This window comes from Pseudobutyrivibrio sp., from assembly GCF_015057185.1.
Classification (GTDB): domain Bacteria; phylum Bacillota; class Clostridia; order Lachnospirales; family Lachnospiraceae; genus Pseudobutyrivibrio.
Genome location: NZ_SVEV01000004.1, coordinates 77918 through 97011, shown reverse-complemented (window position 1 = coordinate 97011; position 19094 = coordinate 77918). Strand labels below are relative to the sequence as shown.

Below are 19094 nucleotides of genomic sequence, written 5' to 3'. Positions count from 1 at the left end.
ATAAAAAAAATAAAGCCAGGAGAAATATCAATTTGATATGCTCCTAGCTTTTAATCGTTCTATAGTTTTATTTTAAATTGTAAGCTCTGTTTTTATTGTTTCGCCGGCGTTAGCCTTTAGAACCAGCTTCTCCTTAGAAGCTCTTCTAATGATTGCCATAGCCCTACCTTCGAATGTAGAGGCTTTGCCACTTGTATAATCATCAAGTGCCTTTGGATTAGCCGAACCAAATCCAAGTAATTCACCATCACCCTCAAGTTCAAGATTGATTTCCACATCAGCATCTGTAAATACATTTCCAGCTGCATCCTCAAGTGTAAGATTTACAAATACGATATTAGAATTTTCATTTGTGTTCTCATCAAACTCTGCCTTGAGACGCACATTGCCTGAAGCAGTAGAAATCTCATATTCTCCGGTTTCTTTGCCAGCCACATAGCTAACTGCCTTCAATGTACCAGGCTGATATGTTGTTTCAAATAATACGCGGCAGTTGTCTTCAGCTGTTACCTGCTTTTTACCAATAGAATTATCATTGCAGAAAAGCTCAACCTCATCAGCATTTGAGTACACTTCTACGATAACCGGTTTATTCTCACAGCCCTTGAAATTCCAACTAGATGTGGAATCACTCATTACCCATGGAGTCTTGATAAGATTCTCTCCATAGTGATTAGGATCCTGAACCGCAATGTAAGGAGCCTTTCTAAGACCAAATACGATTTCTCTATAGTATGAAAGCGGGCGACGGAAACCTAAAATATCAATATCACCTGTATAGGCAAGTCTTGCTGGATAGTGGGTTCCAAATCCACCTTCGCCCCATTTGTATGCTGGAATGCCAACGCCAGCCTCACCAAGGTAGTCCCAACCTGTCCATGTGAAATCACCAATAACCTGAGGAAATTTCATAATCTCTTTCCAGTTTGTAGCAATCTCAGGTGGATATGTTTCTGAGCCCACCATGATACGATTTGGTTCTTCCTTGGCATCAAGAGCATATCTAGCTGTCATGTAATTGTAGCCGGCAATATCTGTAGCAGCACACGCCTTTTTAAGAGTTGCTGTAATACATGGATGTACAACAATTCTATCCATGTACTTATCCATGATTGTCATGAAATCATTTACATTTACAGAATCATCTGTGGCTGCAACCTCTCCGGCTACGTCTGCTGTTATTTGAGGAACACTGTCTCCTGCAGCAAACACGCCGTTAATACCAGCAAGAGTGTATCTGCTATTATCCAGCTTATGACATAGCTCACTAATTTCAGCTGCCAAGCTTGAACCTGCATTTGTTCCGATTTCTGGAATCTCATTTCCGATAGAATAAAGGATAACAGATGGATGATTGTAGTCCTTCATCACCATAGCAGTAACATCCTTTTCCCACCAATCTGTGAAGAAAAGATTGTAATCGTAATCAGATTTTGCTCTGGTCCACATATCAAAGGTCTCATCCATTACGTACATTCCAAGCTCATCACAGGCTCTAAGTAGAGCTGGCGCTGCTGGCTGATGAGCCATTCTTATAGCGTTAAATCCTGCTTCCTTCAAGATTTTCACACGACGATACTCAACCTCATAGTATGTTTTGGCTCCAAGCACTCCGCTATCATGATGAATACATGCTCCTCTTAGTTTTACCGTATTTCCGTTAACTCTAAGACCATGAGCTGCATCCAATGATAATGTTCTAATTCCAAATGTTGTTTCATCTGAATCAATCTGACCTTCATTTTCTATAAGTGTAACTTTAACACTATATAAATCAGGCGTATCCTCTGACCAAAGATCTGGATTATCGATATGGATTCTTGCAACTGATTGCTTGGACTCTCCACCTTTTACAAAAATGAATGATTTTTCTTCACCTACCAGCTTGCCAGCTTTGTCGAATACTGCATATAGAACATATAGCTCCTTTGCCTCAAAATCCTTGTTAACTATATCTGCTGTAAGCTTGATGGTAGCCTCATCCTTATTGCAATTTTCTGTAACTACCTTTAGCCCCTCTTCCTTTATATAGGTAGGACCTGAGGTTAACAGATACACATCTCTATAAATGCCACTTCCTGAATACCAGCGGGAATTTCCCATGGCACCATTTCTGACCTGCACGCGAATTTCGTTTTCCCCCTCTTCCTTAAGAAGATGAGAAATTGGTGCATAGAACTGTGAATAGCCATAAGGTCTGTTGACCGCAAGCTGACCGTTTACATAAACAAAAGTATTCATATAAACTCCGTCAAACTGAAGCATAATATTTCTTTGTCTATCCCCCGGCTTTGACTCATACATTTTTACATATGTATAAGAACCACCATCATAAAATCCTGTATTATTTCCATTCAAAGAATCAGGATTAGGCTCATTTTCTAGCATGGCATCATGTGGGAGTGTAACCTTTCTTGCCATCTCTGGTATATCCCATACAAGAGCAAATGCATCCTTACTGTTCCAAAATAACCAATTATCATTCCAATTTGTTTTTAACATCTAAATTACCCTCTCATTTATTACCATCTAGTTAAATTGCAAATTCTGTCTGCTATAGGATTTACCAATTCTGGTGTACAGCCAAGGTAGAAGATAAATGGAAGCTCTCCAAGTGTAACAGTTCCATTTTCCTTATCATGGCTGACAATTATTCCATAGGCTGCAGGTAGCTCTTTTTCAAGAATTGCCATTACTTCCTCATCTGATTCTAATTCTGCAAGTCTTGTAGCCTTTGAGTATACCTTGCGATAATCCTGTGATGGCATATAGCTGATATTATAGCAACCAGCCGAAACCTCAATTTTACCTTCCTCAGAAATCTCTGAAATGTCCACTCCCTCAGCCTTTAGCTTGTTTGTGCTAAATCTAGGAAGAATCACCTCTGCCTTTCCATTAAATGGCACTTCGATATTTAATGTGAGTAAGCCATCCTCGCTAATCTTCCAATTAGAAGCATATCTTCCTGATGCTGTGTTAATGCTTGAATTAAAATATCTAAACTTCATGCTTGGCTCAGGAGCAATGATAGCCTTTCTAAAGCCTGGGTAAGCAGGTCTTATTCCTCCGATGTATTCATACATAAACTGGACGATTGTTCCGTATGAATAGTGGTTGAGAGAATTCATTCCTGTTCCAGAAATGCTGCCATCCTCTAAAATAGAATTCCAACGCTCCCAAATTGTTGTAGCCCCTAAGTTTACACAGTAGAGCCAGCTAGGGAAGCCCTCATTAAACAAGAAGTGATATGCCAAATCCATGCGTCCAATTTTTGCAAGAGTTGTGCAAAGAAGTGGAGCTCCCACAAATCCACATTTAATTTGGAATGAATCCTTCTTTAATCTATCAATAAATTGTTCTACCAGCTTGTCCCTATCTACATAAACATCGAATGCTAATGCTACGATGTACGCTGCCTGTGTATCACAAGCAAGTCTTCCGGTTGGTGTGAAATATTCATCCAACACAGCCTTTTTAATCTTTGCAGCAAGAGCCTCATACTTTTCCTGATCATCCTTCTTACCAAGTCTTTCTGCCATCTGAGCTGTGATTAATGTTGAGCGATAGTAATAAATCGATGCAAGATAATCATCATTTGTGCCGCCCTTAAAGCTCTGCTCTGTAATGCCATCAAGACCTAACCAATCTCCGAACTGGAATGGAAGCAAGAAATATCCCTTATCTCCATGCTCTTTATCATTACGATGCATGTACTCAACCCAATTTCGCATCATCTCGTAGTACTCTTCCACATCTGCAAGTGAGCCGAAGGTATTGTAGACAACGTTTGGAACGAAGGTTCCAACATCACCCCAGATACTTGCTCCTCCAGCAAGATTGCCTGCTGTATTTGGCAAAAAGCTAGCCACTGCACCCTCATGACGCTTTGCATCTAAATTAAGGTCACGTAAAAACTTTTTATAAAACGCTCTTGTATCCATGTTGTAGCTGGCTGTCTGTGAAAATACCTGGGCATCACCAGTCCAGCCAAGTCTCTCATCACGCTGTGGACAGTCTGTTGGCATATCAATAAAGTTTGACTTCTGACCCCAGATACAGTTTTCATATAATCTATTAATTTTTTCATTACTTGTCTCGATGAAACCTGTGCGCTCCATATCAGAATAGATTACGTTAGAGCGAACCTTATCAAGTGTTAACTCTCCTACCCAGCCCTGGATTCTAATATATCTATATCCAAAGAATGTAAATCTAGGATGCACGGTTTCCTTACGTCCATCAGAGGTATACACGAATCTTGAGCGAGCAGTTCTATAATTATCATTGTAGAAATTACCACCCTGAAGAACCTCACCGCAATCAATAGTAATAACAGTTCCTGCTGGAAAATCGGCATCAATTTCCATAACGCCTGCATGGTTTTGACCAAAATCAATAACTGTCTCACCTGCAGGAGTCTTAATAATTTCCTTTGCCTTTAAAACCTCTTTTACAACAACAGGAATACTATATCTATCAAGAAGCTTCTCCCTAGGCTGGATTTCCACTGCGTTGCCAACCTCTGGTGTGCCAACAGTTCTGTCTAAATCCTCACCATAATAAATACCTGACTCTGTCACATCACTCTTTAGTACCTTCCAGCTAGAATCAGTTCCTATAAGCTCTGTAGTACCATCAGCATACTCAACATGAAGTTCTGCAATAGCAGCCATTCTATCGCCAAAATTGTAGCCTCCCTCTAGACCAAAGTTTGACATGTACCAGCCCTTGGCAACCTGTATATCAAGAGTATTCTCCTTTTCAAGCTGCTCTGTCACATCAAAAGCAATAATCTCCATGCCAGTTTCATAGTCATTGATATATGGAGTAAGAATCTCATTTCCTACCTTATTGCCATCTATATACGCCTCAAATACACCTAGGCTGCTCACATAAAGGCGTGCCTTCACTGGCTTATCCTTTAAAACAATCTGCTTTTCAAATATTGGGTGAAACTCTGCATTTTCCTCAGCAGCAATCCACTTACCTGTCCATGCCTCGTCCATCTTTCCAGTTTCAAACCACTGTATCTCTGAGGTTGCAGCTTCACCTGTATCTCCAGTGATAGTCACCCTCCAGTAATATCTAGTTCTAGGCTGAAGCTTTATATCAATCACTTCACCTATCTGATCCAGATTAGCAGATTCTTTTCTATATAGAATATCCGTAAATGCGATATCGCTAGCTACCTCAAGTGCGCCATTTTTTAATGTCTTACTTTCAGCCTGCTCAACATTCCAGCTAGCAATCAATTTTTCAAAATTATATCCCAAAGGATTCACGATTCCATTGAGTTTTGCACGTGTTATAATCATTTCAAAGTCTCCTCCAACTATCAAAAATATCCTTACTTTGAACTATAACACGATTTCCCCTCTTATTCACGTAGGCAAACCCGACATCTTTTTGTCAAAATACGACATAAAATAAGGCTGGGCATCTCGCCCAACCCAAACCCCTAATTCTTACTATTCACAGCCCCTTATTGTAGTTGGGCGAGACTCTGTTCACGTTGGAACATAACCCTTACTGTAAGTAGCATTGTGATGAAACATGCCATACCACCCACTACGTTACTTATTGGTTCGGCGGCAAACACTCCGTTGGTGCCCATGTGAAAAGCGTATGGAAGTATGTAGGTGAGTGGGGCTACAATTACAACCTTTCGGAATAGGGAGAAGAATATAGCGTGTCCCTTTCGTCCTAATGCTTTGAATACGATTTGTCCACAGTATTGGAATACCATGAATACAAAGGTTGAGAAGTATAGGTTAAATGCAGGTACTGCATCCCCAAGTATTGTTTTGTCACTTGAAAAGATTCCGATAATCATAGCTGGAGCAAGTCTGATTACTGCCCACATGCATAGGGTGTAACCCATGGTGAGGGCAAACATGATGACAATAGATTTTTTAATTTTGGCGTACTTTCTTGCTCCGTAGTTGTAGCTGATTACTGGAGAAGAACCCTCTGTTATGGCAATGATTGGTGTCTCCATCATCTGTCTTGCAGAGTTTACGATGGTCATTACAGAAACGTAAATGTCACCACCTACATTGGCAAGTACATTGTTGCAGGAAATCTGAACTACTGCATTTGTAAACTGAGTCATAAATGAAGCTGTACCAAGTGTGATGATTCTCTTGGCAGCAGGACCGCATTTTTGAATCTCGTCAATACTCATTATTTCAAGCTTACAGTCACATTTTGGACCAAATAGGAATCGTGTTACATATAAAGCTGATAATCCCTGAGAAATAACAGTTGCGATAGCCGCGCCCTGAACTCCAAGTCCAAATAAGAAAATAAATATAGGATCTAAAATGATATTAGCTGCTGCACCAACAATAACAGTTGTCATTCCAACAACGGAAAAGCCTTGGGCTGTGATAAAAGGATTCATTCCTGTTGCAATCATGGAAAATGCTGTACCTAACAGGTAGATTCTTAGGTAAGGTAGTGCGTATACCATAGAATTGTCTGAGGTTCCAAATACTGTAAGAATGCCCCTACCAAATAATTCACCAATTAAGATTAAAGCTACGGCTGTTACTAGTATCAATAAAAATGATGTGTTTTGAATACGGGCAGCTTCCTTTTCATCCTTGCGTCCTCTTGCTATGGAAAAAAGAGGTGCACCACCGCCACCATACATATTCGTAAATGCGGTGACGAGAATTACTATTGGAAAGCAAAGTCCTACTGCACCCAATGCAACTGTTCCAATTTTTGGAATTCGTGCAATATAAATTCTATCTACAATATTGTAGAGAAGATTCAATATCTGAGCTACTAGCATTGGAATTGCCGTAGCCATAATATTTGTAAGTGTTCGTCCATGTTCAAAATCTACTTTTCTCATCGCTTATAAGCTCCAATTATTCCAGGATATAATCCTTCATATTTGCAAAAACCACCTCATAAGCATCAGACCACATATGTATTCCGTCAATGGAATACTCTTCTTTTGTTTCCCCATTTTCGTCTGTTAAACCATTATTAACATCAATATATTTATAACCAAATTCCATGGCTAAATCTGCTATGGCTTTGTTGGCTTCCTCTAAGCGTTCTTTTCTGAGCTGTACAGCCCTTTTAGCATCTGGCCATGGTTGTTTTTCAGCCACCTTCATATTAACTGGATAATATGCCATCAAATATACCTTGGTCTCTGGCAGGCGATGCTTTATCTCAGTCAGAACTGTTTTATAGTCATCCACCAATTTGTCTTTGGTTTCGTCTGGAATACTAATATCGTTTGTGCCTATATTAATAAAAATCTTCGAAGGCTCTAGATCAAATATTTGCGTATCCATGGAATCAATCATTTCTGGAATTGTATATCCACCAATGCCTCTATTGTAAATGATGTTGATCAATCCGTGTGTCATGGCTATTTCATTAATTGGAAATTGCTCCATTAAAGATGAGCCCACAAAAAGTATTTGCCCCTTCTTTACGTTATGATTCAAATGACTATATCTTTCTAGTTTCTCATCCTTCTGTTTTTGAAAAAATCCCTTTAAAAAATCTGCATTTGCTGCGCTCATTCTTCTCCTCCGTTGATTTCAATACTGCATATAGTTTATACTCTTGTTAGTTATATGTAAAATATCAAAAATATAGATAAACTATATATAATTTATATATCTAGTTATAGGAGGCACCACTATGGATCTAAAGCAAATGGAATACTTTAAAACTATTGTTGATACCGGTAGTATTAATCAGGCTGCTAAGCTACTTCATATGAGCCAGCCTCCACTTTCCATGTCCATGAAAAAGCTAGAAGAAGAGCTTGGCACCTCACTTTTCACTAGAGGAACAAAGCATGTAACTCTAACAGATGCAGGTACAATCTTTTACCAACGAATATGTAGAATCCTTGAGCTAGCTGAAAACACCGCGGTAGAAGTATCAAAGGCAGGTTTGCAAAAGACCTTTTCCCTGGGACTCACACCATCTACTATTCCTGTTGTATTAAACATGCTTGCGAGATTTTCCGATGCCAATCCTGATGTTCGTTTCCAAATCTATGATGGCTCCACATTTGAACTGCAGCATCTACTTGATACAAAAGTAATCGATGCAGCATTTCTTCGTACCCCCTTTGCCTCTGGTGATTTTAAAACAATCGAAATAAAAAAGGAGCCAATGGTATGTGCCATTCCAAAGACACAAGATAGCTCAATATCTAGTTCGAAGGCTGTCTCTATGTCATTGGAGCAATTATCGAAATACCCTATCTCCACATATCGAAGATACCAAAAGCTTTTAAATGATACTTTTACGGAGCAAGGCCTAGAGCTAAATATTTTTAGCATATGTGATGACACAAGGACATCTTTGCTTTGGGCAAAAAATGGCAAGGCTGTAGCAGTTTTTCCTAAATCATTATCTCTAGAATTTTCAAATGAGCTAACAGTACTACCTATAAAGGCAAAATCTCTTGAAACATCAATCCTGTTTGCTTATACTTCTGAAGCTCAAAGGAGCAACGAATTATTGAAGGACTTTTTAAAATATATTTAATGATTATTTCTATATTCCAATGGCGTTTTACCATATTTTGCTTTGAAATAACCTATGAATGAGCTAGTGCTAGGAAATGCCAGCACTTCTGCTAAAGCGCCTATTGGGATATCCGTCATCTCTAGGGCATTTGCTGCATATTCGAGCTTTTGCTCACGAATGAATACTGAGGGTCTAACACCCAGCTCTTCCTCAAACAATTTGGAAATATATCCTCCGCTATAGCCAGACATTTTCGTTAATTCCTCAAGAGTCACCTTTTCATGTAAATGTCTAAGTATGTAGTCGCAGCATCTCTTGACGGTCTGTCCGCAATTTCTGTATTTATATTGATATACCTGATTTGTAAAATCATAGAGCGCACAGTTTTGCAAATGATTCAGCTGCATGATGTTGGTTAAACGAATACCATGCCATATATAATTGTCACTTAGGGCATATGCAATATGATCTGGCAATCCACCATCCAGGGCTGCTCTGGTATAAACTGTGATACCACAAACAAACATGCTTATAGCCTGCTGAAGAGGATTGTCCGAAAGCTGTCCCACATCTACAAATGATGCTGGATTATAATGATTTTCCCCAGGAAATAAGGATTCGATTATGCCTTTTATTTTTCCTACATTTCCTGTTGAAATATAATAATTAATCGCTTTTTCTCCAGCACGTTTGTATGAAACAGAGTCATCATCTCTCTCCATTTCCAAAAATACCTGTGAGTTAAAACCTATTAATATTTTATTTCTAATGTCAGCAATGGAATCGTCAGGCACAAAGGGCTGGCTTGAAATGTTTGTACTTTCTCTACTTATTAATTCAAATAATTCCTTTGCCGTGTACTCCTTTTTTTCCATATATGGTTTCCTCATTTATATTCGATTTCATTTATTAATATTCGATATCATATATGTGTATTTTAAAAAAATGTTATTCTATTTTCAACTTAAACTATCGATTTAATAGGAGAAGCAATAATGGAAAAATACGAAAAAGAACACTTGGATTTTGTTGAGAAAACAGCCTCAGAATGTACATTATTCTTGAAGAAAAACGATGTATTTCCAATTGATAAGCCTTGTAAGATTGCTGCTTTTGGAAACGGCGTTAGAAACACTATAAAAGGTGGAACAGGCTCTGGAGAGGTGAACAGTAGATTTTGGGTTAGTATTGAGCAGGGTCTTGAGGATGCTGGTTTTGAATTGACCACAAAAGGCTGGTTAGATGCTTTTGATAATGTCCTTACTGAAGAACATGTAGCATTTGTAGAACGAGTAAAGGCTGAAGCCGCAGCTGCTGGCATGATGCCTGCAATGTATGGAATGGGAAAAGTACAGCCTGAACCTGAGCACCAGCTCAGCCTTGACGGAGATGGTGATGTAGCCATCTATGTGCTCGCTAGAAATTCTGGTGAAGGAAACGATAGAAACTTTGAAAAGGGTGATGTTTTACTTACAGACTCAGAGATAAGAGATATTCTTGCTTTAAACAAGAAATTTGATAAATTCATTCTTGTTTTAAACGTAGGCGGACCTGTTGATTTATCTCCTGTAGCTGAGGTTGAAAACATTCTTCTCCTCTCTCAGCTTGGTGTTGTTACTGGTACTACTCTTGCAAATATCATTCTCGGAAAAACTAATCCATCTGGTAAGCTTACCACTACATGGGCAACATCTGATGATTACAGCAAAATCGGCGATTTTGGCGACAAGGACGATGTAAATTACAAGGAAGGTATCTATGTCGGCTACAGATATTTCGATACAGTTTCTGAGAAAAAGCCTATGTTCCCATTTGGCTATGGACTTAGCTATACAACATTCTCATTAGAAAACGAGAGTGTCACAAACAATGGTCAGGAAATTACCGTAAATACGAAAGTTTCAAACGCAGGTAATATGACTGGCAAAGAGGTTGTACAAATCTATGTTTCATGCCCTAATGGAAAACTCGACAAACCATTTAAGGATCTTGCAGCTTTTGTAAAAACAGACCTACTTGCACCAGGTGAAAGCCAGGTTGTTTCAGCTAGCTTCAAGCTTTCTGATTTGGCTTCATATGATGAAGCTGAGGCTGCATACATTCTCGATAAGGGTGATTACTATGTTCTCGTAGGCAACAGCAGTGATAATGTTACTCCAGTTGCAACAGTAACTCTTTCTGAAAATGTTTGCACTATTAAGACTCGCAACTGTCTAGGAGATTCTGGCTTTAAGGATTATGTACCAACCACAGCCAGACCAGAATATAAAACAGATAATACTATTACACTATCAGCCAGCGATTTTAACACTACTACAGTCGCATATGATGTTGATTATCCTGTTGATGATGTAGTTACAAACCTCACAGACGAAGATTTAGCTCTTATTAACACTGGTGCATTTGCTCCTTCAGCAGAGGGATTATCTATCATCGGAAATGCTGGCTTTGCTGTTGCAGGTGCCGCTGGTGAAACTACAACAAAACTAACTTCAAAGGGTATCAAGAGCATTGTAATGGCTGACGGTCCTGCTGGACTTAGACTATCTCAGAAATTCTATCGTGATGAGGAAGGAGTAGCCCATGGTGTTGGTGGTGGATTGCCACAAAGTATGATTGATTACATGAGCGACGAGGAAAAAGCTAGTCTTGCCGCAGCTATAAAGGCAGCTCCAACAGACGTTGAAATCCAGTACCAATATGCAACAGCTATTCCAATTGGTACAGCTATTGCTCAGAGCTTTAACTACGAATTAGCAAAATCATATGGAGATATTGTTGGTGATGAAATGGAGCGCTTCCATGTTCAGCTTTGGCTTGCTCCTGCTCTCAACATCCACAGAAGCATTCTTTGTGGTCGTAATTTCGAGTACTACTCAGAGGACCCATTCGTTGCCGGTATGTTTGCTGCAGCAATTACAGAGGGTGTTCAGCAGCATAAGGGCTGTGGCACAACAATCAAGCACTACGCTGCAAACAATGCTGAGACTAATCGTTACAATAGCAACAGCCATGTTTCAGAGCGTGCTATGCGTGAAATCTACTTAAAGGGATTTGGAATCTGTGTTAGAAAATCTCAGCCAAAGGCTGTTATGACTTCATACAATCTTTTAAATGGAATTCATACTTCAGAGCATAGAGGTTTAATCGAAGACGTACTTAGATGCGAGTACGGATTTAAAGGAATTGTAATGACTGACTGGGTAATCGACATGTTTTCAGGCGCTGACAACAAATACCGTGGAGCTATTGCACCAGAGGTTGTAAAAGCTGGTGGCGATCTATTCATGCCGGGCTGCGAATCTGATTACGAAGGCATCCTTTCAGGCATCAAGGACGGCTCCATCTCACGCAAGCAGATACAGCAGAACGCAACAAGAGTTTATAGAATGGCAAACGAATTGTCATAATTCAAAAGGCTAGCCCCAATTGAGGCTAGCCTTAAATAATCTCTACAACAATATACTACGCTACCGCATTTGCGTTAATCTTATCAATTATTTTTCTTATAGACGCCCAAACTGACAAATCTGTAAAGATATCCACAACACTTCCCTGGTCTGTAAATGGCGACTCCTGAAGAACAGATAAATCCGTAAGCATTCCATTATGTACTATATATTCCACAATCTGATTTACGAAATAAATCTGTCTACTATCGTAATTCGTCTCATCTAAAAACTCTGAGAATGCTTCCTTAGCAGCATTCATATCGAGCCCCACAATACTACGAACAAATTCACCTAGTGGTTTTTGTCCATACTCATGCTCATAATCTTCCTTGGTTCCCACCTCTTTCCAAAGAATATCCTCCAAGGCGGTGATATCCAATACTGTGAGTGGTTGATTAGTCTTTAGTTTCGCAATTACAATATTATCCTGATGCTGACGAATATAATGCTCTGCTTTTGCTTTGTAGTTTTTCAATTCGTCATTATCAAGTTCGGACTCATTCCAATTAACATCTAAAATATCATCTGTAAAATCGGTATCGTAACGAAGCTTATTATGAGGCATATATTTCATCAGATTTCTTAAATTCTCTCTGATATATTCAAAATCCTCAATGCCTGCTCTATCAACATAATCTGTATTGAGAATCTTAGTTATCAACTCTTTTTGAGCCTGAATCTCAGGAATGTTAGCAACAGATGCTATACCGCTAACTTTTTTTATCAAATCAGACCTTAGTCTTCCGTATTTGCGTCCAGCTAATTGAGCCAATTCTAGTCCATACATCAAAGCATCAAATCTTACAGCAGAAGCCTCATCACTATCTGGCAAAATAAGCGGAGCTAATTCCTCTCGAACCAGCAATGTATCTTCATATGAAAGTGTCTGATAGTTACTTTCCGAAGAATACAGATCAACGTATTTGAGATGCTGGCGTACTGCAAAATTATCACGGTTTAGTTCACGAACCTTACCCGTCATCATCTCTACAAGCTTATCTCTATATGCAATTAACCTCTCTACCTGGTAGTTAATATCTTGAAGCTTATAGGCAATCTGAAATTCCAGATTAAATACTGCTCCCTGTAATGCAATCATATTTGCAGTCGGACGACCTTCACCCATTCGGAAAAACTCAAAGTTTCCGCAGAAATCAAAGATGTAAAACTTAGATTTATCCTCACCATCAATAAGACCTGGGCATAATCTAGTACCACGACCAATCATCTGCCAAAACTTTGCCTTACTCATAACCTTCTTAAAGAAAACAAGATTAAGAACCTCAGGTACATCGATACCTGTATCAAGCATATCAACTGATATAGCAATCTGTGGCAACTTCTTTGCATCAGAGAATTCATCTATGGCACTCTGGGCATAAGTCATATAATTATCAATAACTTTTGCAAATGCCTGACCATTAGTGCCTTTGGCAAGGTTTGGATATTCCTTATTGAATACTTCAAGAATCTTCTCTGCATGATCATGGTTCTTTGCAAAAATAATGGTCTTTCCAATCTTCTCTCCATATTCAATTTTCAAACTGTCTCTCATAACAATATGAAGTACCTGGCGAATAGTGTCTTCATTAAACAGCCATGTATTAATTGCAGAAGAATTGATTCTTTCTGGAAGATTTCCATTCTCATCCTCAAAAGTGTTCTCATAAATATCTTTATCTTCTTCAGACAATTCGTCGTAACAAATACCTTGCTCAATGAATTTAAACTTTGTTTCAACAGAAACATAATCTACAAGATATCTATCTGTAACTGCCTGAGCCAAATCATATCCGTAAGTAGGAACACCATTTTCAAGTTCAAAAATCGAATATGTATTTTTATCAATCTCATCCTTTGGTGTAGCAGTAAGTCCTACTAATGGTGCGTCAAAATATGTAAAGATATCCTTGTATTTGTTGTAGATTGAGCGATGCGCCTCGTCACAAATCACTAAATCAAAATGACCACATGTAAATAACTTACCCTCTTCATCCTTTGCTGAATCTATCAAGCCTATCATCGTCTGATATGTTGAAAATACACAATGTGAATTGTAATTATCTTTTTCCTCACAAAGATTTGTACATGATAAATCAGGTAACAAATTCACAAAGCTACGCTTTGCCTGTGTTACTAACGAATTACGATCAGCTAAAAAAAGAATATTCTTTACCCAACCAGCATCCAAAAGCACCTTACAAAGGGCTATTACTGTTCTAGTTTTACCTGAACCTGTTGCCATTACAAGAAGCGCTTTTCTTCTATTCTTTTTATCAAATGCATCGCAGACAGCCTTTATGGCTGCCTCCTGATAATATCTACCTGCTATATTTTTATCTATAGAAACATGATTTAAACTAGTCTTCATCGACTGAAGATTATATAGTTTCTCCAAATCACGTTTCGAATATATCTGAGCAACTTTTCGCTCAGGATATTGATTATCAACAATTCTAGTATCAAAACCATTTGTCAAAAATACAACTGGTCTTCTACCAGATTCCTTCTCAATAATATCCGCATAGAGCTTAGCCTGCTGACGTCCCTTTGCAACATCTACACAAGTTCGTTTTGCCTCGACGACAGCAAGAGGCTTGTGGGAATCATCATAAAGTACATAGTCAGCAAATCCCACCTCAGACTGATTAGGCATTCCCTCAAGCTCAACCTCGTTGAGCCAGTTTTTGCCCTCTACCCAGCCAGCATCTATAAGCATAGAATCAATATAGATTTTTCTAGTTTTATACTCTGATAAATCAAGAGGTTTTGGCACATAGGTGTGCTGCTTTTCAGCTCTACGAGAAGACAAAGCTTCTTTCAATGATTCATTCTCTTCGCGAAGCTTTTGTAAATCCAAATCCTTTTGAGCTGAATTTTCAATTTCCTTCTGTAACTCTGCCTTAGTTGCCTCAGCCTGCTCACGATTCTCTTTACTCTTTTTTATTCTATCCTCTATAAGTTTAGGATTAAATGTACGTTCCTCATATAAATCAGAATAACAATAAGAAATATAATCCAAATAAATGAAAAGATTCTCAAGACAAAGCATAGCCTCATCTCGCCCGAGCTTCTTCCCAGTGTGAGCCACATTATTACCGCATCTACGAATAAAATCCATTCGTTTCCACAAATCTTGACCGATTATCTGACGATACTCCTCAGCATTCATCAAGCTTTGAAGATTATCCTGATAAGGCATTTCCAATTCCTTATCAACTGAATACATCCATTTAAGCGCAAACTCCATTGCCCTGCGGCTGTTTATGATACTGGCCTCAGGGTCCATAAGTATGATGCGCTCAGCCGAGATTGCGACATCAGCAAATGTATAAAATTTAGGTTCTAACCTTAAATAATCAAAATTTGTATACATTTAAGTCACCTCTATAAAAAGACATTTTATAATTCTAAACCTACTAACCTTCAATACAACATTTTACAAATGCTATTCCAAAATCAGTCATACAAAATAGCCTTTTAACCAATTCATAATGTTGTTCATCTGACAATACAACCTGTTCTTTAATTTTTTTAATGCGTTCACTTTTCTCAATATCACTATAGAAATCATTATCCACAATAGACACCCATGCTGGTATATGTATTATCTTAAGTCGTTCCAAGTTGTTTATATAAGCACGCATATTATCAGGATTATCACAGATATCATAATATTTATCAGGCAATATATTCTTAGCGTAAGTAATAAAATCGTTCATTTTACTAAACACAATCTTCACATCCACTAAGGGTACACTTGAAAAACTATCTTTCGGAAATATATTTAATAACTTAGCTTCGTCAGGAGTTATTTGTTTTATTATATCTACAAAACTAGGATGAACGGTCCACTTCTTATCTATATTCATTGAAGATGCCAATAAATTAGCATACATTTCTCTTAAATCTGCACTATCATAACAATACGATATTTGTTGGATAGCGGGAACTGCTACATATGGTTCTGGTTCACACAATTTTTCATCTGGTATTTTATCCACCTTATCTTTAAGCGCTTCACCAGTCAATCTTAAACTCTCTTCCCCATTTACAATCCACTTTTCCCATTTAGCTAGCGCCAATCTTACGGTTCTCGGCAAATAACTAAGCATCGTTCCTATCGGTTTTACAGATTGGCTCAAACCATCTTTATAAACTTCTGTTATAACCCCACCAGCATCTTTAACAATTTCTTCTACTATCTCTCCCATCAATCCTTCTCCTTTAATTTATTTATTTATTATACAACTTTTGATTTGTCGACTTGTTTAGCAAAAGCAATAAACTCTTTTTGTAATTCAAGCGGAGGCAATACTTGCCTGTACGCTTTCATTATTGCTGTATTCAAATTAGGCTGAGTTCCAGCTGGAGCTATTGCTCTAAAATGTTCTGTCATCTGATTTAATGTTTGTAACAAAAATACTTTATCAAGTCTTTCATCAATATCTTCCATTGCAAGCCATCCATCATGAATGCATCCGTCAAAAGTAATGATTCTAGCAAACCCGAGTGATACTCCACAGTTTGCAAAAATCAAGCTACCAGCTTTAACCAATCTACTTTTCTTTACTCCTTCTTGTATAATATGCTCCTTTGTTGAATTTAGATATATGTTATCTCCATCAGTCGCATCACCAATCTTAATCCAAGGAACATCTCCACCCAAAAATTGTTCAATAGGCCTTGGAGATCCGCCTCTAACAATAGTGCATAAGTTTCCAAGTGGCTCAATATCCCAACCTTTATCATTAATATTTATATCTCCAAAGAGCTCGACAAATCGGGCTTTGATGAGGTTGTCCAATTCAGTAAGTTCCTGTTGTCTTTTTTCTTTTACAGCAACGACCTTTACTAGCAAATCAACTATATATTTCTGCTCTTCCATCGTTCTTTTAGGAATTAACATCTGCCTCATTGCTGCCTGAGTAAGCTTTTGCCTAGTAGCTCCATTTACCATCCCACCAACGTTATAAAACATCAAAGAATAGCACAAATAGTCTACATCTAGCCCTTCTTTAGGTTTTAACACATGAGCGTGATTGTTAACCCAACACTTTCCAGAGACTCGGTAAGCAATTGGTCTTTCCTTTGAACCAAAGTTACCTCCATCCTCTGCTAGAAGAACCAATTCGTCGTCAAAAATGTAGTCTGCTACATGATCCTGAATCCCATTAGCTCCATAATATGGATATGGTCCTTCTACTCTATCTGAAGAGGTAATTGGCACTCGCATAGAATCCAGTATTTCACAGCAATCTTCTAATAGTAATTTCTCCATCTATCATCCCTACAAATCTCAATTTGGGCACATCAAGAATAACTATCAAAGTCTAGTCTTATGGTCTTCTGGAATAATACCTTCATCAAAAGATGCTAATCCTGATGTTGTTAAAACCATTTCTTTCAGCTTTATGTCCAGATTATTTTTTTCTATTACATTTTTTATAACTTCTTTAGTAGCTTGTGATACATTTGCCCCCAAATGAATCTTGTCCATTTTCAATGGTACATATAATGGGTTCTTTTCATCCGTTACCTTTAGAATTCTCCACTCATTTTCAAAATCCCAAAGTCGATTCTTAACCAAGGAAGTAACTATAGCACCAAACTTGTATTGTTCTTCAATTTTTGGTAAAAACTTAAAATCATGTTCTTCATAATTTCTAGGATAAATAATAGGTAAAAAGATAGCATCTTCATTCAACCGGAAATCCCTATATTTGTACTCTATGCAAATACCTTGATGTTTATCTGCATAATAATACCACATAGGAATATTCTTATTATTTGTTGTAAAGCACGCACATCTCACATTTTCACGGTAAAAGTTGTTAATTCTATCAACATCAAATTGGTTAATATTATTTTTCAAATCAAACTCATCAACAAGATATCTTCCTTCATAGGCGTCATCATATTCTGAAAGTTTTGCAAGATACACCTGTTGATTAATTATCTCCCCGAGCGTATACTCGTTAAAGCTTCTATATCTATAAAAACTTTTAGTCCCCCTCAAATCACAATGGTCCGTCATACTACCAAAATGATTCATCATTTTATCATCTGTTATCCAACATTCTCCAGATATAAGCTTTTTAAACTCCGCCTTGTATTTGTAAGAAGTCTTTATTTCCATATTACCTATCACCCCATATACTTCATATGTGAAGTCTTCACATTACTCTGATTCACCATCGCATAATGCATTGTCGTGTCAATTTGTGAATGTCCTAAAATTTTTTGCACCTGCTCTATTGGCATACCTTTATCAATTGCTCTCGTAGCCATTGTTCGTCGAAACTTATGTGGATGAATTCTCGTCAAGTTATTACTTCGCCCCAAGGAACGCATTCTTATTTCTACTCCGCTAATTTTCAACCTATCATGCGGAGCATCTAATGTTACAAATAGTGCCTTATTATCATCTACACGACTAGAAAGATACGCTTGCAAATGCAACTTTGATTTAGCATCAAAATACACCTTCCGCTCTTTTCCACCCTTTCCAAAAACAACACACTCTCTGGCTTCAAAATCCACATCAGAAATATTCAGATTCACCAATTCTCCGACACGCATCCCTGTTGAATAGAGCAAATCAATCATTGCAAGATCTCGCTTACAATTACAACAATCGCGAAGTCTTTCTATATCCTCATCCGTAATTATTTCTTTCACCTGAAGATTTGTTTTTATCTTATGAATCCGACGCATTGGGCTTTTTAGAATATAATTCTCTTCTTCAAGCCACGAAAAGAAACTAGATATGTTTCGACGAACATTATCAACCGTCACCTTGCTGCATCCATTCCATTCTTGATATTGCCTCAAGTAGCTTCGCATATCCTCTGTAGTAATCTTACGAATCGGTAGATTTATAATAGTGAGCATCTTTTCTATCGTAACCCCATAGTATTGAATCGTTCGATTCGAGCAACCTTCTATAGTTTTTGCTGCCAAAAACAACTTTAAATATTCCTGATTCGATATTTGCTTTTGCTTTGCAATTTTCCCTGAAAAAGCATCCAACATTACTTCTTGGAGTTTCTTCATTTGTGCAATCGAAAGATACTCCGACATCTCATTTAAAATAGTTACAATCTTTTCTTCCATACTGGTAATCCT

General features: G+C 38.0%; 12 protein-coding genes. 2 read left to right on the top strand and 10 right to left on the bottom strand.

The window, feature by feature from the left end:
* Positions 1–72 precede the first annotated feature (72 nt).
* From E7276_RS03100 to E7276_RS03085, 4 genes are all read right to left on the bottom strand, one after another.
* Positions 73–2502 carry a DUF4982 domain-containing protein gene (locus tag E7276_RS03100; RefSeq protein WP_294213614.1) on the bottom strand — a complete coding sequence of 810 codons (2430 nt, stop codon included), beginning with the start codon at positions 2500–2502 and terminating at the stop codon, positions 73–75.
* Between the two features lie 20 nt (positions 2503–2522).
* Positions 2523–5315: an alpha-L-rhamnosidase gene (locus E7276_RS03095; protein WP_294213613.1), complete on the bottom strand. Its 2793-nt coding sequence runs from the start codon at positions 5313–5315 to the stop codon at positions 2523–2525.
* 167 nt (positions 5316–5482) lie between these two features.
* Positions 5483–6862 carry an MATE family efflux transporter gene (locus E7276_RS03090; protein ID WP_294213610.1) on the bottom strand — a complete coding sequence of 460 codons (1380 nt, stop codon included), beginning with the start codon at positions 6860–6862 and terminating at the stop codon, positions 5483–5485.
* A gap of 16 nt (positions 6863–6878) precedes the next feature.
* Positions 6879–7550, bottom strand: coding sequence for a GDSL-type esterase/lipase family protein (locus tag E7276_RS03085; protein ID WP_294213608.1), 672 nt, complete (start codon positions 7548–7550; stop codon positions 6879–6881).
* Between the two features lie 121 nt (positions 7551–7671).
* Here E7276_RS03085 and E7276_RS03080 point away from each other — a divergent pair, with 121 nt between their 5' ends.
* A complete protein-coding gene (locus E7276_RS03080; protein ID WP_294213605.1) occupies positions 7672–8532 on the top strand; it encodes a LysR family transcriptional regulator in 861 nt (286 codons plus the stop codon).
* On the opposite strand, the gene E7276_RS03075 is transcribed toward E7276_RS03080, so the two are convergent.
* On the bottom strand, positions 8529–9389 hold the full coding sequence (locus tag E7276_RS03075; protein ID WP_294213603.1) for a helix-turn-helix transcriptional regulator: 861 nt from the start codon (positions 9387–9389) through the stop codon (positions 8529–8531). The two genes, E7276_RS03080 and E7276_RS03075, sit on opposite strands and share 4 nt — an antisense overlap.
* 120 nt (positions 9390–9509) lie before the next feature.
* On the opposite strand from E7276_RS03075, the gene E7276_RS03070 reads away from it, so the two are divergent.
* On the top strand, positions 9510–11924 hold the full coding sequence (locus tag E7276_RS03070) for a glycoside hydrolase family 3 N-terminal domain-containing protein (RefSeq protein WP_294213601.1): 2415 nt from the start codon (positions 9510–9512) through the stop codon (positions 11922–11924).
* A gap of 55 nt (positions 11925–11979) precedes the next feature.
* Here E7276_RS03070 and E7276_RS03065 read toward each other — a convergent pair whose 3' ends face one another.
* Genes E7276_RS03065 through xerA form a run of 5 tightly spaced genes read right to left on the bottom strand, consistent with a single transcriptional unit; the run spans position 11980 to position 19082 of the window.
* Positions 11980–15342 (bottom strand): DEAD/DEAH box helicase family protein, encoded by a 3363-nt coding sequence (locus E7276_RS03065; protein ID WP_294213600.1) that lies wholly within the window; start codon positions 15340–15342, stop codon positions 11980–11982.
* 43 nt (positions 15343–15385) lie between these two features.
* Positions 15386–16180 carry a DUF4393 domain-containing protein gene (locus E7276_RS03060; protein ID WP_294213597.1) on the bottom strand — a complete coding sequence of 265 codons (795 nt, stop codon included), beginning with the start codon at positions 16178–16180 and terminating at the stop codon, positions 15386–15388.
* A gap of 29 nt (positions 16181–16209) precedes the next feature.
* Positions 16210–17247, bottom strand: a complete 1038-nt coding sequence (locus E7276_RS03055; RefSeq protein ID WP_294213595.1) for a restriction endonuclease subunit S — start codon at positions 17245–17247, stop codon at positions 16210–16212.
* A gap of 45 nt (positions 17248–17292) precedes the next feature.
* On the bottom strand, positions 17293–18105 hold the full coding sequence (locus E7276_RS03050; RefSeq protein WP_294213593.1) for a DUF2971 domain-containing protein: 813 nt from the start codon (positions 18103–18105) through the stop codon (positions 17293–17295).
* Positions 18106–18113: 8 nt separating this feature from the next.
* Positions 18114–19082, bottom strand: a complete 969-nt coding sequence (gene xerA, locus E7276_RS03045; RefSeq protein WP_294213591.1) for a site-specific tyrosine recombinase/integron integrase — start codon at positions 19080–19082, stop codon at positions 18114–18116.
* Positions 19083–19094: the final 12 nt, after the last annotated feature.

Bases quoted from the DNA above. Each gene is read 5' to 3' on its own strand.
- E7276_RS03080 (WP_294213605.1), top strand. From the start codon at position 7,672: ATGGATCTAAAGCAAATGGAATACTTTAAAACTATTGTTGATACCGGT.
- E7276_RS03095 (WP_294213613.1), bottom strand. From the start codon at position 5,315: ATGATTATAACACGTGCAAAACTCAATGGAATCGTGAATCCTTTGGGA.
- E7276_RS03060 (WP_294213597.1), bottom strand. From the start codon at position 16,180: ATGGGAGAGATAGTAGAAGAAATTGTTAAAGATGCTGGTGGGGTTATA.
- E7276_RS03100 (WP_294213614.1), bottom strand. From the start codon at position 2,502: ATGTTAAAAACAAATTGGAATGATAATTGGTTATTTTGGAACAGTAAG.
- E7276_RS03085 (WP_294213608.1), bottom strand. From the start codon at position 7,550: ATGAGCGCAGCAAATGCAGATTTTTTAAAGGGATTTTTTCAAAAACAG.
- E7276_RS03065 (WP_294213600.1), bottom strand. From the start codon at position 15,342: ATGTATACAAATTTTGATTATTTAAGGTTAGAACCTAAATTTTATACA.
- E7276_RS03050 (WP_294213593.1), bottom strand. From the start codon at position 18,105: ATGGAAATAAAGACTTCTTACAAATACAAGGCGGAGTTTAAAAAGCTT.
- E7276_RS03055 (WP_294213595.1), bottom strand. From the start codon at position 17,247: ATGGAGAAATTACTATTAGAAGATTGCTGTGAAATACTGGATTCTATG.
- E7276_RS03075 (WP_294213603.1), bottom strand. From the start codon at position 9,389: ATGGAAAAAAAGGAGTACACGGCAAAGGAATTATTTGAATTAATAAGT.
- E7276_RS03090 (WP_294213610.1), bottom strand. From the start codon at position 6,862: ATGAGAAAAGTAGATTTTGAACATGGACGAACACTTACAAATATTATG.
- E7276_RS03070 (WP_294213601.1), top strand. From the start codon at position 9,510: ATGGAAAAATACGAAAAAGAACACTTGGATTTTGTTGAGAAAACAGCC.
- xerA (WP_294213591.1), bottom strand. From the start codon at position 19,082: ATGGAAGAAAAGATTGTAACTATTTTAAATGAGATGTCGGAGTATCTT.